We start from the raw sequence: 20253 nt of genomic DNA, 5'->3' as shown, positions 1-20253 counted from the left end.
GAGATTCGTTTTCCCCCTGAGCTCACTCGCGCTCTCCCCTCGCCCCGCCGAAGGTGTGCACAGCATAGGCGAGGGGATCGGGTGCCACCATCGGCTGGACGAACACCGGAACGCGGCTAGACGAACACCGGGATGGGGTTCAGCCCGTCGTAGTCGACCGGCTCGGCGCGGCGTCCGAGCCGGACCGGTACGTCGTAGAGCCTCCCCGGTGCGAAGCGTGCCCAGAAGTGCCGCAGTCCCGGCACCAGTACCTTCACCACCGGGATGCCCAGGTCGGGCCGCGTCTGGTCCAGCACCAGCAGCTCCATCCCGTGCCGGCCCAGCAGCCCGACCGCGTCCTCCACGTCCTCGCGCAGATCGGCGCGGGGGGCGTATCCGAAGTCGGCGGCGCCCAGGGTGCGGGCCTCCGGGTCCGGCGCGAGATAGGGCTGGTCGGCGAGGGTGCGCCGGGTGCACCAGTCGCGGAAGACCGGGTCCTCGAAGCTGTTGCGGGTGTCCAGCACCGCGGGCAGCATCTGTGTCATCTCGGTCAGCGCCCGGCGCAGCGCCAGGGCCGGGTCCGGGTGGCAGCCGAAGCCGAACACGAGGTCCTCGCGCTCCTCCGGCCCCTTCCCGCCGAGGCGGCGGGCGCGCCGGGAGACCGCGCACATCACCGGGATCCCCAGGTCCGAGGTCACATCCAGCACCCAGAATTCCCGGCCGAGCGCGGCGTAGGAGGCGCGCATCCGTGCGATCCACTCCTCGCCGAAGGACTCCGGGTCCACCTGCGGCTGGAGGGTGCGGTTGTACCACCACAGGGCCACCGCGTCGCGCTCCACCAGCTCGTAGAAGCCCTGCAGGACGGCGTCCTCCAGGCTGCTGCCCGCCGCGTTGCCGTTGGAGTCGGCCCGCACCGGCTCCGGATCGCCGGCCCGCCGCGGGGTGGCGAAGTAGAGCATCGCGGTGGGCAGCAGCCGGTGCCGCCGCTCGGTCAGCGACCACACGGGCGTCCAGTCGACCACCGCGTTCTCGTCGAACGGGTCGCAGACGAACTGGAACGGCGAGTGCACTGCGTTCCACTCCCGCCGACGGGCGAACTGCCGCTCGTCGTACAGCTGGAGGGTGTTGGGGTGCACCGCGGCGGCGCCCAGCTCCGCGTACCGTCCCGGGATCCGCTCCTCGTCCCCCTGGAAGGTGCCGGAGTACCTCTCCAGCGCCTCGCACAGCGCCCCGACCTTCGCGTCGAGCTCGGTGACGCCCTTGCCGGCGCTGTGGCTGCGCAGCGCCGAGCGCAGCGTGTGCACCCCGTCGCCGAGCAGCGCCGGATTGCTGCCGGACACGAAGGCGTTGAGGTCCTCCGGGCAGCGCGGGTCGCGGTTGAGCAGCCGCACCACCCCGGTGACCTCGCTCACCAGGTGTTCATGCCGCCGCAGCATCTCCCGTGCGGAGACCGACCGGTGGCCGCCTCCGGTGGGCACCTTGGGGCGGGAGCGGAGCACCACGGGTTGCCGTGCCCGGGCCGCGACCAGCGTCGGATCGCCGCAGACCGGGCACTGCGGGCGGCGCTCCACCGGATGGTGTCTCCCCTCGCCGCGCAGGCTGTCCAGGGTCCACACCGACGACTGCCGGCCGTCCCGGAAGCCGCCCAGCCAGGTCGCCGCCTGCAGGGCCAGCAGGTGGAGGGCGCTGGCCCGGCTGGCGGCGATGTGCGCGCGCGGCGGGGTGACCGGCGCCGGGAGGCCCAGCGCACGGCCCACGTAGCTGTGCGCGGAGCGGTGGTGGCGCAGCCGGTGGTGCAGGCAGTGCCAGCAGGCGCCGGTGCCGGGCTGGAAGATCGGGCCGAGCCACGGCTGGACGCCGGAGGGCTTGGCCAGCAGCCAGGGCCGGCCGGTGCGGCGCTGGGCCGCGTCGATGTCGGCCAGCGCGGGGGTGAGGTAGTCCTCGCACAGCACCACGGTGAGGGTGTGCGCGTCGGCCTCGCCCGGCCGGGCCGGTGCGATCCCGGCCGCCCGGAAGGCGTCCCGGGCGGCCTGTCGGTCCTCGTCGCCGCCGACGGTCAGCAGCCGGACCCGGCCGGCGGACAGTTCGGCGTCGGCCCGCGTCCCGTCGAGTCCGGCGGACTCCCAGAACGCGGACGTGGCGTCGGAGTGCCCGGGGCTGCCGGCGGCCGGGCCGGCCGGCCCGGCCGCCGGGGCGAAGTCGGCGACCAGGTCGGCCTGAGCCAACTGCCCCAGGATGCTGCCGAGCTGGCCGGGCGAGAGCACCCCGCGGGTCTCCCGGGCCAGCTGCGCCAGGTCCCGGCTGCCGTCGAGCAGTGGTGCCAGGGCGGCCATCGCCGCGCCTTCCACGGCGGTGACCCCCTGTTCGGAGACGAGGTAGGTGGCGTCGCCCGGTACGACGGCGGGCCGCAGGTGCTTGCGGAACCCCGGTCTCGGTGGTGTGGTGCCGGTCTCCATTCCGTTTCCCCCGTTCGGTCGGCTCGGGCGCGGTTCAGCGTGTCGATGCCGCGGGGGAGACCGGAACGCCGGCCGGTGCCGGCTCGTTCGGCGGTGCGTAGGTCCAGCTCGAGCAGTCGGTGGTGTGCCCGACGGTGTCGCTCGGGTTGAGGCTGGTGATCGTCACCTCGCTGCCCAGTCCGGCGGGCAGGGCGGGGACGGGTGTCGCCGTGTCGGTGGCGATCCCGAACTCGGCCAGCACGCCGCGCGGTTCGACCGCGTAGCGCAGTGCGAGGGCGGGGTCGAGGCAGCATTGCGCGGTCAGTTCGGCGAAACGCCAGTCCTGGTCGAGCGAGTGCGCGGCCCCCGGAGTGCGGGGTGCGGTGACCTTGGCGAGCGCGTGACCTGACATCGTGGTCTCCCGTCTGGAGAGAGGAACCCATGGCCCCCCGTGGACTCATGGGGCGACGCGGTGCTGTGGGGAGTGGCCCGATCGTGAGGGTCCGATGCGCAGGACAGCAGTGTGAGCGGCCCCCGGGGCTCGGGCCAGTGGAGGCTTCACGACCCTCCATGTGAAAATCTCATGCCCGGTTCCGCCGGATATCCGCGCCGAGATCGTGAGTTACTCACTGTCGCACGGCGCGTACGGATGCGATTCTCCCAACCGTACGCAGTGACCGAAGCAGCGACACCACCAGCGGGAACCGCCAACGGGGAGGCTCGGATGCGCATCAGGGTACTGGGAACTCTGCACGCCGAGACGGCCGGCGCCTCGATCGCGCCGAGCGCGGCCAAGCCGCGGCAGATCCTGGCCCTGCTCGCGCTCCGCAGCCGGCACATCGTCCCGGTGGCCGACCTCATGGAGGAGGTCTGGGGCGCCGGGCCCCCGCGCAGCGCCCCCACCACGCTCCAGACCTACATCCTGCAACTGCGCCGCAGGCTCCGTGCGGCGCTCGGCGACCAGGCCCCCCTGCCCGCGACCGGCGCCGCGCCGCGCGACCCGCTCGGGCCCGGCGACAAGCACATCCTCGTCACCCGGCACGGCGGCTACCAGCTGGAGATCGCCGACGCCGACGTCGACGCGCTGCAGTTCGCGCAGCTCACCCGCAACGGGCACGCGGCCTACGAGGCCGGGGACATGGCCAAGGCCGCGCGGCTGCTGGACGAGGCACTCGCACTGTGGCGCGGTCCCGCGCTCGCCGACCTGCCGCACGGCAAGCACCTCGCCATCGAGGCCACCCGGCTGGAGGAGAGCAGGCTGGGCGCGCTGGAGCGGCGGATCGACGCGGATCTGCGGCTGGGGCGGCACCGCGAGGTGCTGGGCGAGCTGTGCGCCCTGCGCGGCCGCTACCCGCTCTACGAGAACCTGCACGCGCTGCTCATGGTCGCTTTCCATCAGGACGGCCGCTCCTCCGACGCGCTGGTCGCCTTCCGGCGGCTGCGCGCCACCCTCGTCGAGGAGCTGGGCCTGGAGCCCTCGCCCCGGATCGACCGCCTGCACCAGGCCATTCTCCGGGGCGAGGACGCACTGGCCGCCTGGCGCGGCGTCGAGGCAGGCGCGGCAGCGGGCCTCGCGGGGTAGGGGCCCTCCCCGGGCCGGTTCCACCCCGCTTCAAGCTGTCGTCCAGCGCCGGTCGTGAGGATCTGGCCCTCGACGACCGGCCCCGTCATCGGGACGGGGGAAGGGGGGAGGGATGAACGCGTATCTCGCGGCACCTCCCGAACCACGCACGACGGGCACACCGTCCGCCACGGGGCGGGAGCCCGCCGACGGCGGACTGCGACTGTTCTGCTTCCACCACGCCGGTGCCGGCGCGCTCACCTTCGCGCGCTGGCGCCGCGGGTTCGACCCGAGTGTGTGCGTGCTGCCCGTCCGGCTCCCCGGCCGGGAGACCCGGCTGCGTGAGCCGCGCATCACCGAGGCGCCCGTGCTGCTGGACGAACTCGACGCGCAGCTCGGTCCGCTGCTGGACCAGCCCTACGCGCTCTACGGGCACAGCCTCGGCGCGCTGGTGGCCTACCGCTTCGCGCAGCGGGTACGCCGCGCGGGCCGGGCGGCGCCGGTGCTGGTCGGGCTGGGAGCCTGCCCGCCGCCGCACCTGCCGACCCCGCTGACCGACCAGCACGACCTGCCCGACACGGCGCTGTTGGCCGCGCTCAACCGGTACGGCACGCTGCCCTCGTACATGTTCGAGCGTCCGGACTGGCTGCGCACCCTGCTCTCCACGATGCGCGACGACCTGCGGCTCGCCGCCAGCCTGCGCGCGCTCGGCGGCGCGGCGGACCCGGACTGGGACACCCCGCTCGACTGCCCCGTGCACGTGTTCGCCGGTGTCCGGGACGAGGCGGCCCCGGCCACCGCCGTCGCAGAATGGCGCCGCTGGGCGAGCGGCCCGTTCGCGCAGCACCCGGTCCCGGGAGGCCACTTCTTCGTACGCGACACCGCGCTGCCCGAGCTGCTGGCGGCACAACTGCGCCGCAGCGGCCCGAAGCAGGGCGCCGCACCACTGTCCGAGCCGTCCACCTAGTCCGAAGCAGTCCGAGAACGCACCCGAAGGGAGCGAGAGATGGACATCAGTGTGCTGGGACCCTGCCGGGTCGTCCAGTCGGGGGTCTCCGTCGTCCCGACCGCGGTCAAACCGAGAAAGGTGCTGGCCCTGCTGGCGCTCTACCCGGACCAAGTGGTCTCCGTCGCCTCCCTGGTGGAGGAACTGTGGGGGGAGGCCCCGCCGCGCAGCGTGCAGACCACGCTCCAGACGTATGTGCTGCAGCTGCGCAACCTCATCGCGGCCGCCCTGGGCGACCGGCACCACCCCGATCTGCCGCACGGCGCCAAGAGCGTGCTGATCACCGAGTCCGGCGGCTATCTGCTCGACACCCAGGGCGGAATGGTCGACGTCTGCGAGTTCGAGCGGCTCTCCGGTGCGGGACACCGGGCGCTGGAGGCCGGCGACTGCGTCGGCGCCTCCGCCTCCTTCCGCCGGGCCCTGGAGCTGTGGCGCGGGCCCGCGCTGGTGGACGTGCAGTGCGGTCCGCTGCTGGAGATCGAGGCGACCCGGCTGGAGGAGTCCCGGCTGGGCATCCTCAACCAGCGCATCGAGGTCGACCTCAGCCTGGGCCGGCACCACGAGCTGGTGGGCGAACTCTCCGGGCTCGCCGCCCAGCATCCGCTGCACGAGGGCGTCCAGGCGCAGCTCATGCTCGCGCTCTACCGCTCGGGCAGACGCGGCAACGCACTGGAGGTCTACCAGCGGCTGCGCGGCGTCCTCTCCCGCGAGCTGGGCCTGGACCCCTCACCCGACCTGCAGCGCCTCCAGTGCGCCGTGCTCGACTCCTCGGTCGAACTGGAGCTGACCGGCGCCGCACGCGACGCGGCCTTCAGCGGCAGCGGGGGGCCGCTGAGGGCGCTGCGCGGCGGCTGACGGCGTCAGCCGGCCGTCTCCCGGCCCGCCAGCACGGCGTCGGCCGGGAGACGGGAGGGCCCGGCGCCGGACGCCGGGACGCCGGGCGCCGGGAAGCTGACCCGGCACCCGCCCGGCCGCCCGGCGAACAGCAGCGGGCTGAGCACGGCAGCGGCGCCGTGCACGGTTCGCACGGCCGCGCCGTCGCTCAGCTCCACCGGGTGGGGCGCCGGTGGCACGTACTCCTGCACCACGCTGTCGCCGAGGCCGAAGGCGCGCCGCACCGCCGCCGCCCAGACCTCCGGCTCCGTCGCGTGACCGGCCACGACCGGCCCGGTTCCCGCGACCGCCCGCTTGAGCACGAACCGTTCGGGCTCGGCGAGCACCAGGCCCGGCAGATCCCGTTCGGTGCCGTGCCAGGTGGTGCGCCCGGCCAGGGTGATCCGGGTCCAGGGCAGCCGGCGTTCCACCAGCGTCCGCTCGCCCCTGGTCATCCAGGGCAGTCCTTCGGAGACCAGCGCGAGGGCCCGCTTGTCGGCCAGCAGCCCGCTGCTCGGCCGCGGCAGCAGCAGGCCCGCACGGTGCGCCTTCGGCAGGGCAGCGGCTCCGCCGGCCGTCGCGGGCGCGCCGCCGAGCAGCCCCAGCGCGTAGCTGCGGCGGCCCGGACCGTCCCGGGGGCCGGGGCGGGGCAGCAGGTCGGCGGTGAAACCGTGCGCCCGCAGATCGCGCAGCTCGTCGGGGTGGAATCCGGGACCGATGAGGGCCACCGTGCGCGGCAGTCCCCGCCGTGCGCAGAGTTCGGCGAGCGCGGCGGCGCGTACCGTCCGCGGATCGTGCCCGAACAGCGGCGCCTCCGGCAGCCCGGCCGCGGCGCGCTGCCACGCGCGGGTGAGCACCCCGGTCTCCCGCGGGCTTCCGGGCGTCCCGCCGGTGTCCAGACCCAGCAGCTGCGGCCCGGCCGCACCGACCAGGAAGTCGGCACCGGCCAGCAGGGCACAGCAGTCGGTCTCCACCGTCTCCAGTCCCGAGTGCGGGGGATGGTCGGCCGGGTCGGCGCCGAGTGCGACGAGCCGTTCGGGCCAGGTGGGTCCGAGCGCCAGCACCGCCCGGCGCACCAGCGCCAGCAGCGCCGCCGCGGTACGGAAGAGCTCGTCGTAGCGGACCCGCGGCAGCACGAACGGCCGTGCGGGCAGCGGTCCCTGCGCGGGGAGGCCCGCGGCGGCCCGGCGGGCGCGCACGGCCTCGCCGGGCACCGCGGTGGGTCGGCCCGGCCCACCGGTGGTGGGACGGCTCCCGGCGCCCGTCATCGCGACCACCCGCGGTCGTCGAGCGCCCCGGTCAGTACGGCGTGCAGTTCGTCCGCGGAGTCCGCGTACCGGGCCAGTGCGCCGGGTACCGGGGCGCGGTCCGCCGGGCTGTGCGCAGCGGTGCGGTGCACCACCACCTCCGGAGCGGCCGGCAGGCCGCGCTCTGCCGCGTTCAGGGCTCCGGTCAGCGCCATCACCAGCGACCAGTCGGCCAGCCGGGCCGGGTCGGCGGGCAGTGCGACACCGGCCGGGGCCAGCTGGGCGCGCAGGGACGGATAGCGGGCCAGGCACTCGTAGCGGGAGACGACGATCCCGGTGCCCCCGTGGGCGCGCAGCAGCGCGCTCACCTCCGGTGCCGTGCCGGGCGCCCGGGTGAAGAAGGCGGGTTCCACGACCTCCTCGGGGTGGTGCGCCGTGCGGGGGAAGTGCGGGTCGGGGGTGCCCACCGCCTGGTGGTACAGGCGGCGCGCCGCGTCGTACCGGTACCGGGGCGCGCCCTCCAGGGAGCACGAGCCGGTCAGCAGCCGGAGCACCAGACCGCAGGTGCGCGGCTGCTGCACCAGCAGCGGGCGTGGCTCGGCCGCGTCCGCGGCGCCGTCCGCCGTCAGGGCAGCGCTGCCCGCGTGGTGCCCCAGCACCGCGGATCCGGTGTCGGCGGACTGCGCGTGCACTCGGCCGGCCCCGGGCGCCGCGCCCAGCGCGTCCCGCTCCACGAACGCGCGCAGTGCGGCCGCTGCCCGGTGCTCGACGGGGTCGCGGACGTACCACAGCGCGGTTCCTGTCCCGGTGTGCAGGGCACGGGCGTGCGCCCGGCAGTAGGCGGCGGCCAGTTCGTGCACCGAGCCCGGCTCCGCACCGTGGTGGACGACCAGGGGGTTGCGCCGCCGCAGCTCCGGGTGGCGGGCCAGCGGCGAGTCGGCCACCTTGTGCCGGGAGGCGGCGGGCACCAGCGCGATCACCCGCACCTGGTCCGGGTGGGCCAGTCCGTACCGGTGGGCGCGCAGCAGCGCCTCGCGCAGTGTGCTCGCCAGGTTGCCGGACGAGGGCGCCAGCAGGGCGATCCGCCGGCCGGTGCGCCGCGCGTGCTGCACGGCCCGCGCGACGAGCAGCAGCGCCGCGTCCGGCTGCGCCGTGCGGCCCTCGGAGGCGGCGCAGTGGTCGAACAACTGCCAGCGGACGCCCCGGTGGTCGGGCAGCCGGGTGACCCGCGTCCCGGCCGCCGCCAGATAGCCGCGCAGCGGTCCGTCGAGGGCCGGGAGTTCGGCGTACGGCACGAAGCCGGCCGGGTCCCGCCCGTCGCCGGGGCCCGGTCCGGCCCGCCGCCGGTGCGCGGAGCGCACCAGGGCGCGGACGGCGTCCCAGTGGTCGGTCAGCGGTCGCCCCTCCCAGGGCGCGGTCTCCCCCGGTGGTTCCGCGGGCCGGGTGCGGGCGGCGGGTCCGGTGCGGGCGGTCAGCGTCATGGACGGGTCCCCTCCTGGTCCGGCCGCCCGGTCCGAGGCGGCCCTCTCGACACCCCGCCTCCGTCCCCCCTACGCTGAAATCACCGTCACAGAGCTGACATACACGAAATCGGTGATTCCTCGGAAATGCGGCGGTGAGCCGCAGGGAAAGGTAACCCGGCGGGGTCGAGCGCCGGTTGAAGCAGCCGGTGGGAGCGGACCCGCCCGTGTCCGAGGAGTCCTCCATGACCCAGCCCTCCATGCCCGTGCTGGAATCCGTCACCCGCCCGTGGCCCGATCTCGAGGCGGCGCACGAGAGGGCCACCGGCGCGGCTGCCGCGCTGCTGGACGGCCGCGCCGAGCTGCTGGCGGCCCTGACCCGGCTCGCCACCTGCGCCAGTGCCCGCGACGAACTGCTGCGCTCGCTGCGCGCGGTGGCGGGGGCGCCCTGGGAGCTGGCCCGCACCGGAGTGCCGCAGCTGACCCGGGTCTCCGTCGTGCTTCCGCAGGACACGGCGCTCTACTCCTACGTCCGCCACTGCCTGGTGCCCGCGCTCTACTGCGACGAGGTCGTCGTCCGGCCCACGCCCCGGATCCGGGAGACGGCCCTGGAGGTGCACCGGACCGTCAGCCGCGGCCTCGACCCCGCGCTGGCCGCGCGGATACGGTTCACCGACGCCGCGCAGCGCGACTTCACGCCCGTCTGCGCGGAGTCCGACGCCGTCGTCTTCACCGGCTCCGCCTCGGCGGCCGGCAAGCTGATGACCGAGATCGGCGACGGCCCGCTCTTCCTGCTGTCCGGGCCCGCGCCCAACCCGCTGGTCGTCGGCCCCCGGGCCGAACCGGACGCCGCCTGCCGGGCGGTGCTGCGCGCCCGGCTCTACAACTCCGGTCAGCACCGGCTCTGCCCCGACGTGCTGTTCGTCCACCGGCTGCGGCTGGACGCGCTGGTCGACCGGTTGCGCGCCGAACTGTCCGTGCTGACGGTGGGTGCCCGTGGCTGGCCCGACGCCGTGCTCACCGCCCTCACCTACGGGGAGGCCGTGGAGGGCGCGGCCCGCTTCCTGACCGAGCACGCCGACCGGGTGGTGGCCGGGGGCGGGGCGGACCCGGAGCGGATGCAGGTCGAGCCCTCCCTGCTGGTCTTCGACGAGGACCCCGGCTTCCATCCGCCCGCTCTCTCCGGTCCGCTCTTCTGCGTCGTCCCCTACGAGGACCCGGAGATGCTGCGCTGCTGGGCCCGGCACCCCCTGGAGCTGGAGCGCGGGATGTACGCGGCGGTCCTCGGCGAGCCGCGGCTGACCGGGCGGACGCTGGGCACGGCCGTCGTGCTGCACGACGCCACCCCCTTCGACGCCGAGGACGGCAATCTGCCCTGCGGCGGATACGGCGCCCACGCCAGCGGTGTCCGTCGGGAGGGCCGGATGGTCGGCAGGCCGCTGCTGCTCTCCCAGGAGGCGGCCCTGCGGAACACGGTGACCACCGGTCCGCTGCGCTGACCGCGCCGGACCGGCCCCGGCAGCGCGGGACGTGGAAAGCGAGGGGGCGGGCGGCGCACCGGGGTCGCGGTGGGATTGAGCGGGGCTCCAGAGGCCGCTGGCACGCTGCCCGCCAGGCCCGCCGACCGACCGGGACGGGCTGCTCCACACCTTCCCCAAGGAGGCCGACGGTGGCACACCGGACGCTCATAGTGGCGCGGATGGAGCCGGGCAGGGCCGACTCCATCGCCAGCATCTTCGAGGAGTCGGACGGGACCGAGCTGCCCCACATGGTGGGGGTCGCGCGGCGGACGCTCTTCAGCTTCCACGACCTGTACTTCCACCTCGTGGAGGCGGACGACGACATCACCCCCAACCTCTACCGCGCCCGCAGTCACCCTCTCTACGACGACATCAACACCCGCCTCGCGCAGTGCGTGTCGCCCTACGACCCGGACTGGAAGGAACCCAAGGACGCGATGGCGAACCCGTTCTACGTGTGGACGAAAGACGGAGGGAGGATCCAGTGAGCGAGTTCACCCAGCGTGAGCTGGCCGAGAAGCTGCTGGAGTGCGCGGGCGAGGCCGAGGACGCGGACGTCTCCGACGAGGCGGTGCTGGACACCCCGTTCCTCGAACTGGGCTACGACTCGCTCGCGCTGCTCCAGGTGACCGGCGTCATCAAGCGCGAGTACGGCGTCGAACTGTCCGACGACGCCGTGGTGGAGGCCGAGACACCGCGGCTGCTGCTCAAGATGATCAATGCCAACCTGCCCGATGCGGTATGAGCGCCGCCGGTACGGCCACCGGTGTGCTGCCGGGGCCGGGGCTGGCCGGCAAACGGGTCCTGGTCACCGGCGGCACCCGGGGCATCGGCCGGACCACGGCTCTGGCGTTCGCCGAGGCGGGCGCCCGGACCGTCGTCGCCCACCGCACCACCGGTGACGACGCGCACAGCCTGACGGCCGCGCTGGCGGCCCGCGGCGACGGACACCACCTGGTGGCCGCCGACGTCACCGACGGGCAGGACGCCGCCCGGCTCGCCGAGGAGTGCCGCACGCAGCTGGGCGGCCTGGACGTGCTCGTCAACAACGTCGGCGTCGACGGCCACAGCAAGTTCGCCGACCTGGACGAGGCCGAGTGGCACCGGCTGATGGACTCCAACGTCACCTCCGCCTACCTGGTCACCCGGGCGGTGCACGACCTGCTGGCCGACGGCGCCTCGATCGTCAACGTCGGCGCCTCGGTGGCGCTGCGCGGGCGCCCGCTGGGCACCCACTACTCCGCCTCCAAGGCGGCGCTGGTGGGCTTCGGCCGGGCGCTGAGCAAGGAGGTCGGCGACCGGGGGATCCGGGTCAACACCGTCGCGCCCGGCGTCACCGCGACCGAGGACGAGCCGGGCGCGGGGCTGCCCCCGCAACTCGTCGAGCGCCTCGCCGGAATGACGGCACTGGGCCGGCTGGGCACCGCGGCGGACGTGGCCGGCGCGGTCCTCTACCTCGCGGGGGACACCGCCCGCTACGTCACCGGTGCCACGCTCACAGTCGATGGAGGAATCTGATGCCCTACGCGGCGATCACCTACCGGGTCAAGCCCGGGTACGAGGACGAGATCGCGGAGATCTTCGCCCACTTCAAGCGCGTCGACACGCCCGACCTGGCCGGCGACGACGGCGAGGCGGCCGGACGGCTGCTGGGCACCGGCGTCTTCATCAAGGACGACGTGATGGTGCGCGTCATCCACTACGAGGGCGACTTCGCCGCCGTCGGCGCCCACATGGCCCGGCAGAAAGGCGTCCACGTCCTGGAGGAGAAGCTCCAGCCCTACCTCGCCGAGCGGCGCGAGACGTCCTCTCCCGAGGCGTTCGCGGCCTACTTCCGCGACGCCACGATGCGGTCCGTCGCACAGCTGACGGTGGACACGCACCCCGCCGGGAGCTGACCCGATGAGGGTGGACGCTGTCCTCGGAGTGGCCGTTCTCCTCGGCAGCGGCGTCACGGCGGGGGTCCTCTTCGCCGTGGCGCTCAGCGTCCTTCCGGCGCTGTTCGCCATGGAGACCGGCACCTACGTGCACGCCCACAAACTGCTGGGCCGCAACTGGGACCCGACGATGCCGATCGTCGTCCTCACCTCCACGGGGCTCGCCGTCGCGCTGGCCCTGATCGCCGACGACGGCGCGGCCCGGGGGCTGTTCGCCGCCGCCGCGGTCCTGCTGCTGGGCGTCTCCGCCGTCTCCCACCTGTGCAACGTCCCCATCAACCGCCGGGTCAAGGCGGTGGACGACCCGCGGGTGCTGCCCGCGGACTGGGAGGACCCGCGGCCGCTGTGGCGCCGCTGGCATCTGCTGCGCACCGCTCTGGCGGTGGCGGCGCTGCTGCTGAACGCGGTGGCGGTGACGGCGCTGTGACCCTCGGCCGCGGCCCGGCCCGCCGGGCCGCGGCCTCCCGCGTCCTGGGTCGCGGCCCGCCCGGTGGCCCAGCGCCGGGTCCGTGTCCGGCACCGGAAACCCGCAGCGCCCCGGACCTCGGTCCGGGGCGCTGCGGGCGTATCGCGGATGCCGGGGCCGGGAGGTTCCCCCGGGAGTGCCGTCAGCGGACGATCTCCATCTGGCCCATCATGCCCATCTGCGCGTGGCTGAGCATGTGGCAGTGGTACATGTACAGCCCCGTGTGCTCGGTGAAGCGCACCTGGATCCGTACCGACTCGCCCGCGGGCACCGCCACCACGTCCTTCAGCCCGGCCTCGCCGGCCGCGGGCGGCTTCCCGTTCCGGTCCAGGATCCGGAACCCGTCCAGGTGGGGATGCATCGAGTGCGGGATGCCCAGCTCACCGTCGCCGTTGACGATCTTCCAGGTCTCGGCGACACCGAGCCGGGGCCGGATGTCCACCCGGTGCATGTCGAACGGCTTGCCGTTGATCAGGTGTTGGCCCGTCCTCGGGTCGAACGCCATGGTGAACTCCCGTTCGACCGCGGAGGTGCCCAGGTCCGGCACCGGTCGCAGGGTCCCGGGCACCTCGCTGGGGTCGCTCGCCCGGCGGACCACGTCGAACCGCATCACCTCCGGCGCCTCGCCCTCGTAGGGGTGCGCGTTGCCGAGCACCAGCCGGCGGCCCACTCCGTAGCGGGCGAAGTCGACGACGATCTCCTGCCGTTCACCGGGCCACAGCTGCAGCATCCGGGTGGGGACGGGCGCGGGGAGCAGCCCCCCGTCGGTCCCGATGTGGGTGAACTCCTCGCCCTCGCCCAACTGGAGGCTGAACACCCGCTCGTTGGAGGTGTTGACCAGCCGCAGCCGGTACTTGCGTGCCGCCACCTCGAAGTAGGGCCGGGGCCGCCCGTTGACCAGCACCGTGTGCCGCTCCCCGAAGCCGTGCAGGTCCCACACCAGCGCGCCGTCGTCCGCGAACTGCGCGTCGCGCAGCTGCAACGCCACGTCGTAGCGCCCCTTGGGCAGCGGGAGGCGCCGCTCGAACTCGTCGGTGAGGAGGTAGGTGGCCGCCAGCCCGCGGTAGATGTTCTCGGCGTGCTGCTCGTGCGAGTGGTCGTGCAGCCACAGCGTCGCCGCGTCCTGCTCGTTCGGGTAGCGGAAGAGCCGCCGCTCGCCGGGTTCGAGCTGGTACATGGGGTGCCCGTCGTAGCGCTGCGGGGTGTGCCCGCCGTGCAGGTGCATCGAGAAGGGCACGTCCATCCGGTTGACCTGCTCGACGAGCACGGGCCTGCCCTGCTCGGCCATGATCAGCGGGCTGATCCGGCCGTTGAAGGAGCGGATCCGGGTCGTGGTGCCGGGCAGCAGACCGACGTCCGCCTCCCGGGTCGTGAGCCGGTAGAAGTCGTGGCCCGCCAGCCGGATCGGCCGGATCGGCCGCTGCACGTCCAGCGGCACGGTGAACGGCGCCCCGGCCGAAGGGGCCTTTCCGGCCGTCCGGCCGCGAAGGCGCGGGGCCGCCGCGTGCGCCCCGGCGGCGAGACCGCCCGGTGCGGCCGCCGCCACCCCGGCCGCGGTGGCGGCCCGGAGCAGGTTTCTGCGTGTGGGCACGGAGAGTTCCTCCCGTTGTACGTCGAATACGGGTCGAAGGGGGTCCCGGGCGGCCGGGTCAGGCGGCGGGGAGGTCCCGGACCGACATCTGCGCCATGCAGGTCAGCAGGGAGCGGCGGAACGTGGCGACGAACCCCTCGACGGTGTCGGTCCTCCGGGGCCGGGACAGGTAGGGGGCCAGCTTCTCCTCCACCTCCCGCACCCCGGGCTGGGTGGCCATGTGGCGGGCGACGGCGTCCAGGTCGCCCTCGTACTCGATGACCCGCACCATCGTGGCGTCCCGGATGAAGACCGCGGTGGACAGGATGCGCGCGGTCTCGCCGCCCGCACCGTCCCGCACGACGGGTGAGTTCACCCGCCGGAAGTTGCCGAAGATCTCCGAGATCTCCTTCTCGTGGCCCGCCTTGATGTCGTAGGTGATGGCGGCGAACGGCATGGGCTGCTCCTCGCAGGTCGCGGACGCGGGGGGTCCCCCCCGCGGGCGCCATCTCGCCGCACCGCGCTCGCCGGTGGCTCGAGGGCCCCTCGCACCCCGGCGGCACCCGCGCGCGGCTTTGCCGCTGCGTCCCCGCACGGCTCCGCCGCGTCGACGCCGGTTCGAGCAGCCGTCTAGGCCCGGCTGCGACGGTGCACCGCGCTGCGGCCCGCGGGACGCCGGGGGCGAGACACCGGCCGCCCGGCGGAGCGCCAGCCCATGACAGCCGATGAGGAGGCGGGGTCAGTGACCACCGAGATCACGCGCACCGTCCGGGTGCACGCCGACGACGTCGAGGCCAACACCCGGCGCGGCGGCGACATCAGGACCACGCTCAGCCCGAAGACCACGGGATGCACCAGCGGATTCGGCGGGGTGCTGAACCTGGCGCCGGGCGAGCACGTCACCGAGCACTACCACCCCTACTCCGAGGAGTTCCTGCACGTCGTCACCGGGCGGCTGGAGATGACGATGGACGGGCAGGTCGTGCAGCTCGGGCCGGGCGACTCGCTGCTGGTGCCCATCGGGGTGCGCCACCGGCTGGTGAACACCGGCACCGAGAGCGCGCACGCCGCCTTCCACCTCTCGCCGCTGGCGCCCCGCCCCGACCTGGGACACGTGGACACCGAGCAGGTGGCCCGGCCCCAGCAGCCCAACCCGTCGGTCGGCGGTGCCTCGTGACCACCGGGGCAGCCGCCGGCCGCCGTGCGGTGGTCACCGGGGTCGGGGTGGTCGCGCCCGGCGGGGTGGGTCGGGAGGCGTTCTGGAAGCTGCTGTCCGACGGCCGCACCGCCACCCGCCGGATCTCCTTGTTCGACCCCGCCGGCTTCCGCTCCCGGATGGCGGCCGAGGCCGACTTCGACCCGGTGGCCGCCGGGCTGGACGCGCGGCAGATCCGACGGATGGACCGGGCCGCCCAGTTCGCCGTCGTCAGCGCCCGGGAGGCCGTCGAGGACAGCGGATACGACTTCGCCGCCGCCGACCCGGCCCGCACCGGGGTGAGCATCGGCAGCGCCGTGGGCTGCACCATGGGCCTGGAGGAGGAGTACGTCCTGCTCAGCGACGCCGGGAAGCACTGGCTGGTCGACCACACCTACGGGATGCCGCACCTGTACGGCTACATGGTGCCCTCCACCCTCGCCGTGGAGGTGGCCTGGGAGGTCGCCGCCGAGGGGCCGGTCGCACTGATCTCCACCGGCTGCACCTCGGGCCTGGACTCCATCGGACACGGCGTGCAGCTCATCGAGGAGGGCAGCTCCGACGTGGTGCTGGCCGGGGCGACGGACGCGCCGCTCTCCCCGATCACCTCGGCCTGCTTCGACGCCATCAAGGCCACCTCGCCCAACAACGACGACCCCGAGCACGCCTCCCGCCCCTTCGACGCCCAGCGGGACGGCTTCGTCCTGGGCGAGGGCGCCGCCGTGCTCGTCCTGGAGGAGAAGTCGGCGGCCGAGGCGCGCGGGGCGCGCGTCTACGGGGAGATCGTCGGCTACGCGGGCCGCAGCAACGCCTTCCACATGACCGGGCTGAAGGCCAACGGACGCGAGATGGCCGAGGCCATCCGGGTCTGCCTGGACCGGGCCCGGCTCGACCCGACCGCCGTCGACTACATCAACGCGCACGGCTCCGGCACCAAGCAGAACGACCGGCACGAGACGGCCGCCTTCAAACGCAGCCTCGGGGAGCACGCCTACCGGATCCCGGTCAGCTCCATCAAGTCCATGGTGGGCCACTCGCTGGGCGCCATCGGCTCGATCGAGGTGGCGGCCTGCGCGCTGGCGCTCGACCGGCAGGTCGTACCGCCCACTGCCAACCTGCACCACCCCGACCCCGAATGCGACCTGGACTACGTCCCGCGGACCGCACGCGAGCACCCGATGGACGTGGTGCTCAGCGTCGGCAGCGGGTTCGGCGGCTTCCAGAGCGCCACCGTGCTCGCCCGGCCCGGAGTCGTCGACCACCGGGGGGAGGGGAGAGCGGCATGACACCTCCGACCGCCACCAGCCAGGCGCCGGTCTCCGCGACCGGCGTCACCACCCCGGTCCGCGCCCCCGTGGTCACCGGCCTCGGCGTCCTGGCGCCCACCGGCATCGGCACCGAGGAGCACTGGAGCGCGGTGCTGGCCGGCCGCTCCGCCATCGACCGGATCACCCTGTTCGACCCGGCGCCCTACCCGGTGAAGCTGGCCGGCCAGGTGCCCGGGTTCGTGGCCAAGGAACGGGTCCCCAGCCGGCTCATCTCGCAGACCGACCGCTGGACCCATCTGGGACTGGCCGCCGCGGAGGCCGCCATCGCCGACGCCGGGGTCGTCCCCGCCGAACTGCCCGAGTACGAGATGGCCGTGGTCACCTCCAGCTCCTCGGGCGGCACCGAGTTCGGCCAGCACGAGATGGAGAACCTCTACCAGCACGCCCCCGACTGGGTGGGCGCCTATCAGTCCATCGCCTGGTTCTACGCGGCCACCACCGGCCAGATCTCCATCCGGCACGGGCTGCGCGGACCCTGCGGGGTGCTGTGCTGCGAACAGGCCGGCGGGCTGGACGCGATCGGCCAGGCCCGGCGGCTGATCCGCACCGGCGCCAAGCTGGTGATGACGGGCGGCACCGACGCCTCGCTCTGCCCCTACGGGCTGACCGCGCAGCTGACCACCGGGCAGCTGTCCACCGTGCAGGACCCGGCGCGTGCCTATCTGCCCTTCGACGCCGAAGCGTCGGGATACCTGCCCGGCGAGGGCGGAGCGCTGCTCGTCGTCGAGGATGCCGACGCGGCCGAGGCCCGCGGCGCCGGACCCGGCTACGGCCGGGTGCTCGGCTACGCCGCCGCGTTCGACCCGCCGCCGGGCTCCGACCGCGGACCGGTGCTGGCCCGCACCGTGCGCTCCGCACTCGCGGACGCCGGACTGGACGCGGCCGCGGTGGACGTGGTCTTCGCCGACGCGCTCGGTGTCCCGGAGGCCGACCGTGCCGAAGCCGCGGCGCTGGCCGAGGTGTTCGGACCGCGCGGGGTGCCGGTGACCGCGCCCAAGACGCTGACCGGACGGCTCTACGGCGGTGGCGCGGCACTGGACGCCGCCACCGCGCTGCTGGCGCTGCGCGACCAGGTCGTCCCGCACACCGCGGGCCCGGCGGCGCCCGCGTCCGGATACGAGATCGACCTGGTGCTCGGCGAGCCCCGCCGGGCCGGACTGCGCACCGCGCTGGTCGTCGCGCGCGGCCACGGCGGCTTCAACGCGGCGCTCGTGCTGGGCCACCCGCAGCAGGACGTGCCGGGAGACAACGAGAAGTGAGGAGGGACCGCCATGGCGGGCCACACCGACAACAGCATCGTCATCGACGCGCCCATGGACCTGGTCTGGGACATGACGAACGACCTCAGGTCCTGGACGCAGCTCTACAGCGAGTACGCGGCTGTCGAGGTGCTGGAGGAGAAGGACGTGGACGAAGGCCGGGAGTACCTCTTCCGGCTCACCATGCACCCCGACGAGAACGGCAACGTCTGGAGCTGGGTCTCCAAGCGGGTCGTCGACCCCGCGGCGCGCCAGGTGCGGGCCCACCGGGTGGAGACCGGGCCCTTCGAGTACATGAACATCTACTGGGAGTACCTGCCCGAGGGCGACGCCGTGCGGATGCGCTGGGTGCAGGACTTCCACATGAAGGACGCCGCTCCCGTCACCGACGAGGGCATGACCGAGCGCCTCAACCGCAACACCCCGGTGCAGATGAACCTCATCAAGGGGAAAGTCGAAAAGGCGGCAGAAGCGGCGGCAGCGGCGAAGGCGCCCGGAGCGAAGGCAGCGGCGGAGCGGAAGTGATCGCCTACCTCGCACCGCTCGTCGTCCTGCTCAACGGGCTGGCCGCCGGCGTGCTGTTCGGTACCCAGCTCGGCGGCTGGCCGCTGCTGGCGGCGCTGCCCGCCGACCGGTACGTGCACGCGCACGCCTTCTTCGCCACCCGCTACGACCCGGCCATGCCGATCTGCCTGCTCGGCACCCTCGCCGGGGACGGCTGGCTGCTGGCGGCCAGTCCGCACGCGGCGGCCCGCGGCCTGTTCGCGGCGGCCGCCGTACTGGCGGCCGCCACCGTCGTCATCTCGCTCACCAAGAACGTCCCCGTCAACCGATGGGTGCGCTCGCTCGACCCGGACAACCTGCCCGCCGACTTCGCCGAGCGGGATCCGCGGTGGCGCTGGGGCGCCTGGAACCAGCGCCGCAGCGCGCTGACCGTCCTCGCCCTGGTCGCCAACTGCGCCGCGCTCACGCTGCTGCTGTGACATCCCACCGTCCGAACCGTTCAAGGAGGAACCCATGGATCTCGGCCTCAAGGGCAAGAAGGCCCTGGTCACCGGAGGCACCAGGGGAGTGGGGCGGGGCGTCGCGCTCGCCCTGGCCGAGGCCGGCGCCGACGTGCTGACCTGCTACCGGAACGAGAGCGAGGCCGTGGCCTCGCTGGAGGCCGCGCTCAAGGAGACCGACGGCGACCACCACGTGGTCTGCGCCGACGTCTCCGACCCCGACAGCGTCGGCGCCCTGATCGACGAGGCCCGCACCCGCTGGGGCCGCCTCGACCTGGTGGTCAACAACGCCGGCGCCATCAGCCACATCCCCTACACCGAACTGCCGTTGGACGAGTGGCGGCGCATCGTCGACACCAACCTCACCGGCGTCCACCTGGTCATCCAGGCCGCACTGCCGCTGCTGGACGAGGGCGCCTCGGTGGTCAGCATCGGCTCCAAGGCCGTCGAGGCGGGCATCCCGCTGCGGTCCCACTACACCGCGACCAAGGCCGCCCTGGTCGGCCTGAACCGCTCGCTGGCCAAGGAGTTCGGCAGCAAGGGCATCCGCTTCAACGTCGTCGCACTCGGCGTCATCGAGACCGAGAACCTGCACAAGATGCCCGAGGAACAGCAGAAGCTCATGATCGAGCGGTACAGCGCCAAGACTGCGCTGGGCCGGCTCGGCACCCCCGACGAGGTCGCCGGCGCCATCCTCTGGCTGGCCAGCGACCTCTCCTGCTACGTGACCGGCGCCACCATCGGCGTGGACGGAGGGATTTCCTGATGAGCACGGAAACCAGGACCGAGGGACAGTTCCGGGTGCTGCTGCGGATGCAGATCAACCCCGGTATGGAGGCCGACTTCGAGAAGACGTGGCGGGGCAGCACCGAGGCCGTCACCGGCCACCCCGCCTGCCTGGGCCAGTGGCTCTCCAAGTCGGCCGACGAGGAGTCCACCTACTACATCGTCAGCGACTGGGTGGACGAGCCCGGGTTCCGCGAGTTCGAGACCAGCGACGCGCATCTCGCCCACCGCGAGCGGCTGCACCCCTTCCGCTCCCAGGGCTCCTTCAACACGATGACCGTCGTCGCCCACGTACCGGGCAAGGCGGGCACGGATGCCCACTGAGGTCCGCGTACTGGTGTACCAGGCGGCCTACGACGACGAGCAGCTGGCCGCGGTGCGCGCCGCGTACCACCGGGTCAGCAAGCGGATGGCGGAAGTGCCCGGGATGCTCGGCAACGAGCTGCTGCGCTCCCCCGCCGACCCGACCGCGCTCGTCGTCGTCAGCCGCTGGTCGGACACGGCGGCCTTCCGGGCCTGGGAGGAGGGCGCCGGGCACAAGGACGACACGGCGCCGCTGCGCCCCTACCGGGACACCCGCCTGCAGGTCCCGTTCGGCATCTACGAGGTAGAAGCCACCTACTGACC

General features: G+C 73.9%; 23 protein-coding genes. 17 read left to right on the top strand and 6 right to left on the bottom strand.

Annotated features, from left to right (window positions below):
* Window positions 1-116 precede the first annotated feature (116 nt).
* Both ACFYNS_RS14390 and ACFYNS_RS14385 read right to left on the bottom strand, forming a co-directional pair.
* Window positions 117-2435: a TOMM precursor leader peptide-binding protein gene (locus ACFYNS_RS14390; protein ID WP_360293922.1), complete on the bottom strand. Its 2319-nt coding sequence runs from the start codon at window positions 2433-2435 to the stop codon at window positions 117-119.
* 34 nt (window positions 2436-2469) lie between these two features.
* On the bottom strand, window positions 2470-2826 hold the full coding sequence (locus ACFYNS_RS14385; protein ID WP_360293924.1) for a hypothetical protein: 357 nt from the start codon (window positions 2824-2826) through the stop codon (window positions 2470-2472).
* Between the two features lie 312 nt (window positions 2827-3138).
* On the opposite strand from ACFYNS_RS14385, the gene ACFYNS_RS14380 reads away from it, so the two are divergent.
* The 3 genes from ACFYNS_RS14380 to ACFYNS_RS14370 all read left to right on the top strand — a co-directional run bounded on the left by ACFYNS_RS14380 (window position 3139) and on the right by ACFYNS_RS14370 (window position 5836).
* Entirely contained in the window at window positions 3139-3996 is an 858-nt protein-coding gene (locus tag ACFYNS_RS14380) for an AfsR/SARP family transcriptional regulator (RefSeq protein WP_360293927.1), read from the top strand.
* A gap of 112 nt (window positions 3997-4108) precedes the next feature.
* Window positions 4109-4942 carry a thioesterase domain-containing protein gene (locus ACFYNS_RS14375; protein WP_360293930.1) on the top strand — a complete coding sequence of 278 codons (834 nt, stop codon included), beginning with the start codon at window positions 4109-4111 and terminating at the stop codon, window positions 4940-4942.
* Window positions 4943-4981: 39 nt separating this feature from the next.
* On the top strand, window positions 4982-5836 hold the full coding sequence (locus ACFYNS_RS14370; RefSeq protein WP_360293933.1) for an AfsR/SARP family transcriptional regulator: 855 nt from the start codon (window positions 4982-4984) through the stop codon (window positions 5834-5836).
* A 5-nt stretch (window positions 5837-5841) separates the two neighbouring features.
* Here ACFYNS_RS14370 and ACFYNS_RS14365 read toward each other — a convergent pair whose 3' ends face one another.
* Both ACFYNS_RS14365 and ACFYNS_RS14360 read right to left on the bottom strand, forming a co-directional pair.
* Window positions 5842-7122, bottom strand: a complete 1281-nt coding sequence (locus ACFYNS_RS14365; protein WP_360293936.1) for a hypothetical protein — start codon at window positions 7120-7122, stop codon at window positions 5842-5844.
* Window positions 7119-8582: a DUF6002 family protein gene (locus ACFYNS_RS14360; RefSeq protein ID WP_360293939.1), complete on the bottom strand. Its 1464-nt coding sequence runs from the start codon at window positions 8580-8582 to the stop codon at window positions 7119-7121. Before ACFYNS_RS14360 ends, ACFYNS_RS14365 begins: the two co-directional genes overlap by 4 nt.
* Before the next feature lie 224 nt (window positions 8583-8806).
* On the opposite strand from ACFYNS_RS14360, the gene ACFYNS_RS14355 reads away from it, so the two are divergent.
* The 6 genes from ACFYNS_RS14355 to ACFYNS_RS14330 all read left to right on the top strand — a co-directional run bounded on the left by ACFYNS_RS14355 (window position 8807) and on the right by ACFYNS_RS14330 (window position 12445).
* Window positions 8807-10060 (top strand): aldehyde dehydrogenase family protein, encoded by a 1254-nt coding sequence (locus ACFYNS_RS14355; RefSeq protein ID WP_360293942.1) that lies wholly within the window; start codon window positions 8807-8809, stop codon window positions 10058-10060.
* 170 nt (window positions 10061-10230) lie between these two features.
* On the top strand, window positions 10231-10569 hold the full coding sequence (locus ACFYNS_RS14350; RefSeq protein WP_388602893.1) for a TcmI family type II polyketide cyclase: 339 nt from the start codon (window positions 10231-10233) through the stop codon (window positions 10567-10569).
* Window positions 10566-10826, top strand: a complete 261-nt coding sequence (locus tag ACFYNS_RS14345) for an acyl carrier protein (protein WP_019358458.1) — start codon at window positions 10566-10568, stop codon at window positions 10824-10826. Before ACFYNS_RS14350 ends, ACFYNS_RS14345 begins: the two co-directional genes overlap by 4 nt.
* A complete protein-coding gene (locus ACFYNS_RS14340) occupies window positions 10823-11599 on the top strand; it encodes an SDR family oxidoreductase (protein WP_360293946.1) in 777 nt (258 codons plus the stop codon). Before ACFYNS_RS14345 ends, ACFYNS_RS14340 begins: the two co-directional genes overlap by 4 nt.
* Entirely contained in the window at window positions 11599-11979 is a 381-nt protein-coding gene (locus ACFYNS_RS14335; protein ID WP_360293948.1) for a SchA/CurD-like domain-containing protein, read from the top strand. Before ACFYNS_RS14340 ends, ACFYNS_RS14335 begins: the two co-directional genes overlap by 1 nt.
* Before the next feature lie 4 nt (window positions 11980-11983).
* Complete coding sequence (locus ACFYNS_RS14330) at window positions 11984-12445, top strand: anthrone oxygenase family protein (protein WP_360293951.1); 462 nt, start codon at window positions 11984-11986, stop codon at window positions 12443-12445.
* A gap of 181 nt (window positions 12446-12626) precedes the next feature.
* Here ACFYNS_RS14330 and ACFYNS_RS14325 read toward each other — a convergent pair whose 3' ends face one another.
* Together ACFYNS_RS14325 and ACFYNS_RS14320 are read right to left on the bottom strand one after the other, a co-directional pair.
* Window positions 12627-14075 carry a multicopper oxidase domain-containing protein gene (locus ACFYNS_RS14325; RefSeq protein ID WP_360295528.1) on the bottom strand — a complete coding sequence of 483 codons (1449 nt, stop codon included), beginning with the start codon at window positions 14073-14075 and terminating at the stop codon, window positions 12627-12629.
* A gap of 58 nt (window positions 14076-14133) precedes the next feature.
* Window positions 14134-14511, bottom strand: coding sequence for a SchA/CurD-like domain-containing protein (locus ACFYNS_RS14320; protein WP_388602887.1), 378 nt, complete (start codon window positions 14509-14511; stop codon window positions 14134-14136).
* A gap of 285 nt (window positions 14512-14796) precedes the next feature.
* Here ACFYNS_RS14320 and ACFYNS_RS14315 point away from each other — a divergent pair, with 285 nt between their 5' ends.
* Genes ACFYNS_RS14315 through ACFYNS_RS14280 form a run of 8 tightly spaced genes read left to right on the top strand, consistent with a single transcriptional unit; the run spans window position 14797 to window position 20251 of the window.
* Window positions 14797-15231: a cupin domain-containing protein gene (locus ACFYNS_RS14315; RefSeq protein ID WP_074998191.1), complete on the top strand. Its 435-nt coding sequence runs from the start codon at window positions 14797-14799 to the stop codon at window positions 15229-15231.
* Window positions 15228-16535, top strand: a complete 1308-nt coding sequence (locus ACFYNS_RS14310; protein ID WP_360295524.1) for a beta-ketoacyl-[acyl-carrier-protein] synthase family protein — start codon at window positions 15228-15230, stop codon at window positions 16533-16535. Before ACFYNS_RS14315 ends, ACFYNS_RS14310 begins: the two co-directional genes overlap by 4 nt.
* Complete coding sequence (locus tag ACFYNS_RS14305) at window positions 16532-17836, top strand: ketosynthase chain-length factor (protein WP_360295522.1); 1305 nt, start codon at window positions 16532-16534, stop codon at window positions 17834-17836. The genes ACFYNS_RS14310 and ACFYNS_RS14305 overlap by 4 nt, the downstream gene beginning before the upstream one ends.
* Before the next feature lie 12 nt (window positions 17837-17848).
* Window positions 17849-18361, top strand: a complete 513-nt coding sequence (locus ACFYNS_RS14300) for an SRPBCC family protein (RefSeq protein ID WP_360295520.1) — start codon at window positions 17849-17851, stop codon at window positions 18359-18361.
* Window positions 18358-18819, top strand: coding sequence for an anthrone oxygenase family protein (locus ACFYNS_RS14295; protein ID WP_360295517.1), 462 nt, complete (start codon window positions 18358-18360; stop codon window positions 18817-18819). Before ACFYNS_RS14300 ends, ACFYNS_RS14295 begins: the two co-directional genes overlap by 4 nt.
* A gap of 34 nt (window positions 18820-18853) precedes the next feature.
* Complete coding sequence (locus tag ACFYNS_RS14290; protein WP_388602881.1) at window positions 18854-19606, top strand: SDR family NAD(P)-dependent oxidoreductase; 753 nt, start codon at window positions 18854-18856, stop codon at window positions 19604-19606.
* The gene (locus ACFYNS_RS14285; RefSeq protein ID WP_360295512.1) at window positions 19606-19950 is read left to right on the top strand and encodes an antibiotic biosynthesis monooxygenase family protein; all 345 of its coding nucleotides are present in this window, start codon (window positions 19606-19608) and stop codon (window positions 19948-19950) included. Before ACFYNS_RS14290 ends, ACFYNS_RS14285 begins: the two co-directional genes overlap by 1 nt.
* Complete coding sequence (locus tag ACFYNS_RS14280; RefSeq protein ID WP_019358445.1) at window positions 19940-20251, top strand: antibiotic biosynthesis monooxygenase; 312 nt, start codon at window positions 19940-19942, stop codon at window positions 20249-20251. The genes ACFYNS_RS14285 and ACFYNS_RS14280 overlap by 11 nt, the downstream gene beginning before the upstream one ends.
* Window positions 20252-20253 lie beyond the last annotated feature (2 nt).

It is taken from the genome of Streptomyces sp. NPDC006925 (genome assembly GCF_042869575.1).
Lineage (GTDB): Bacteria > Actinomycetota > Actinomycetes > Streptomycetales > Streptomycetaceae > Streptomyces.
This window is presented reverse-complemented; position numbering and strand designations above follow the sequence as displayed.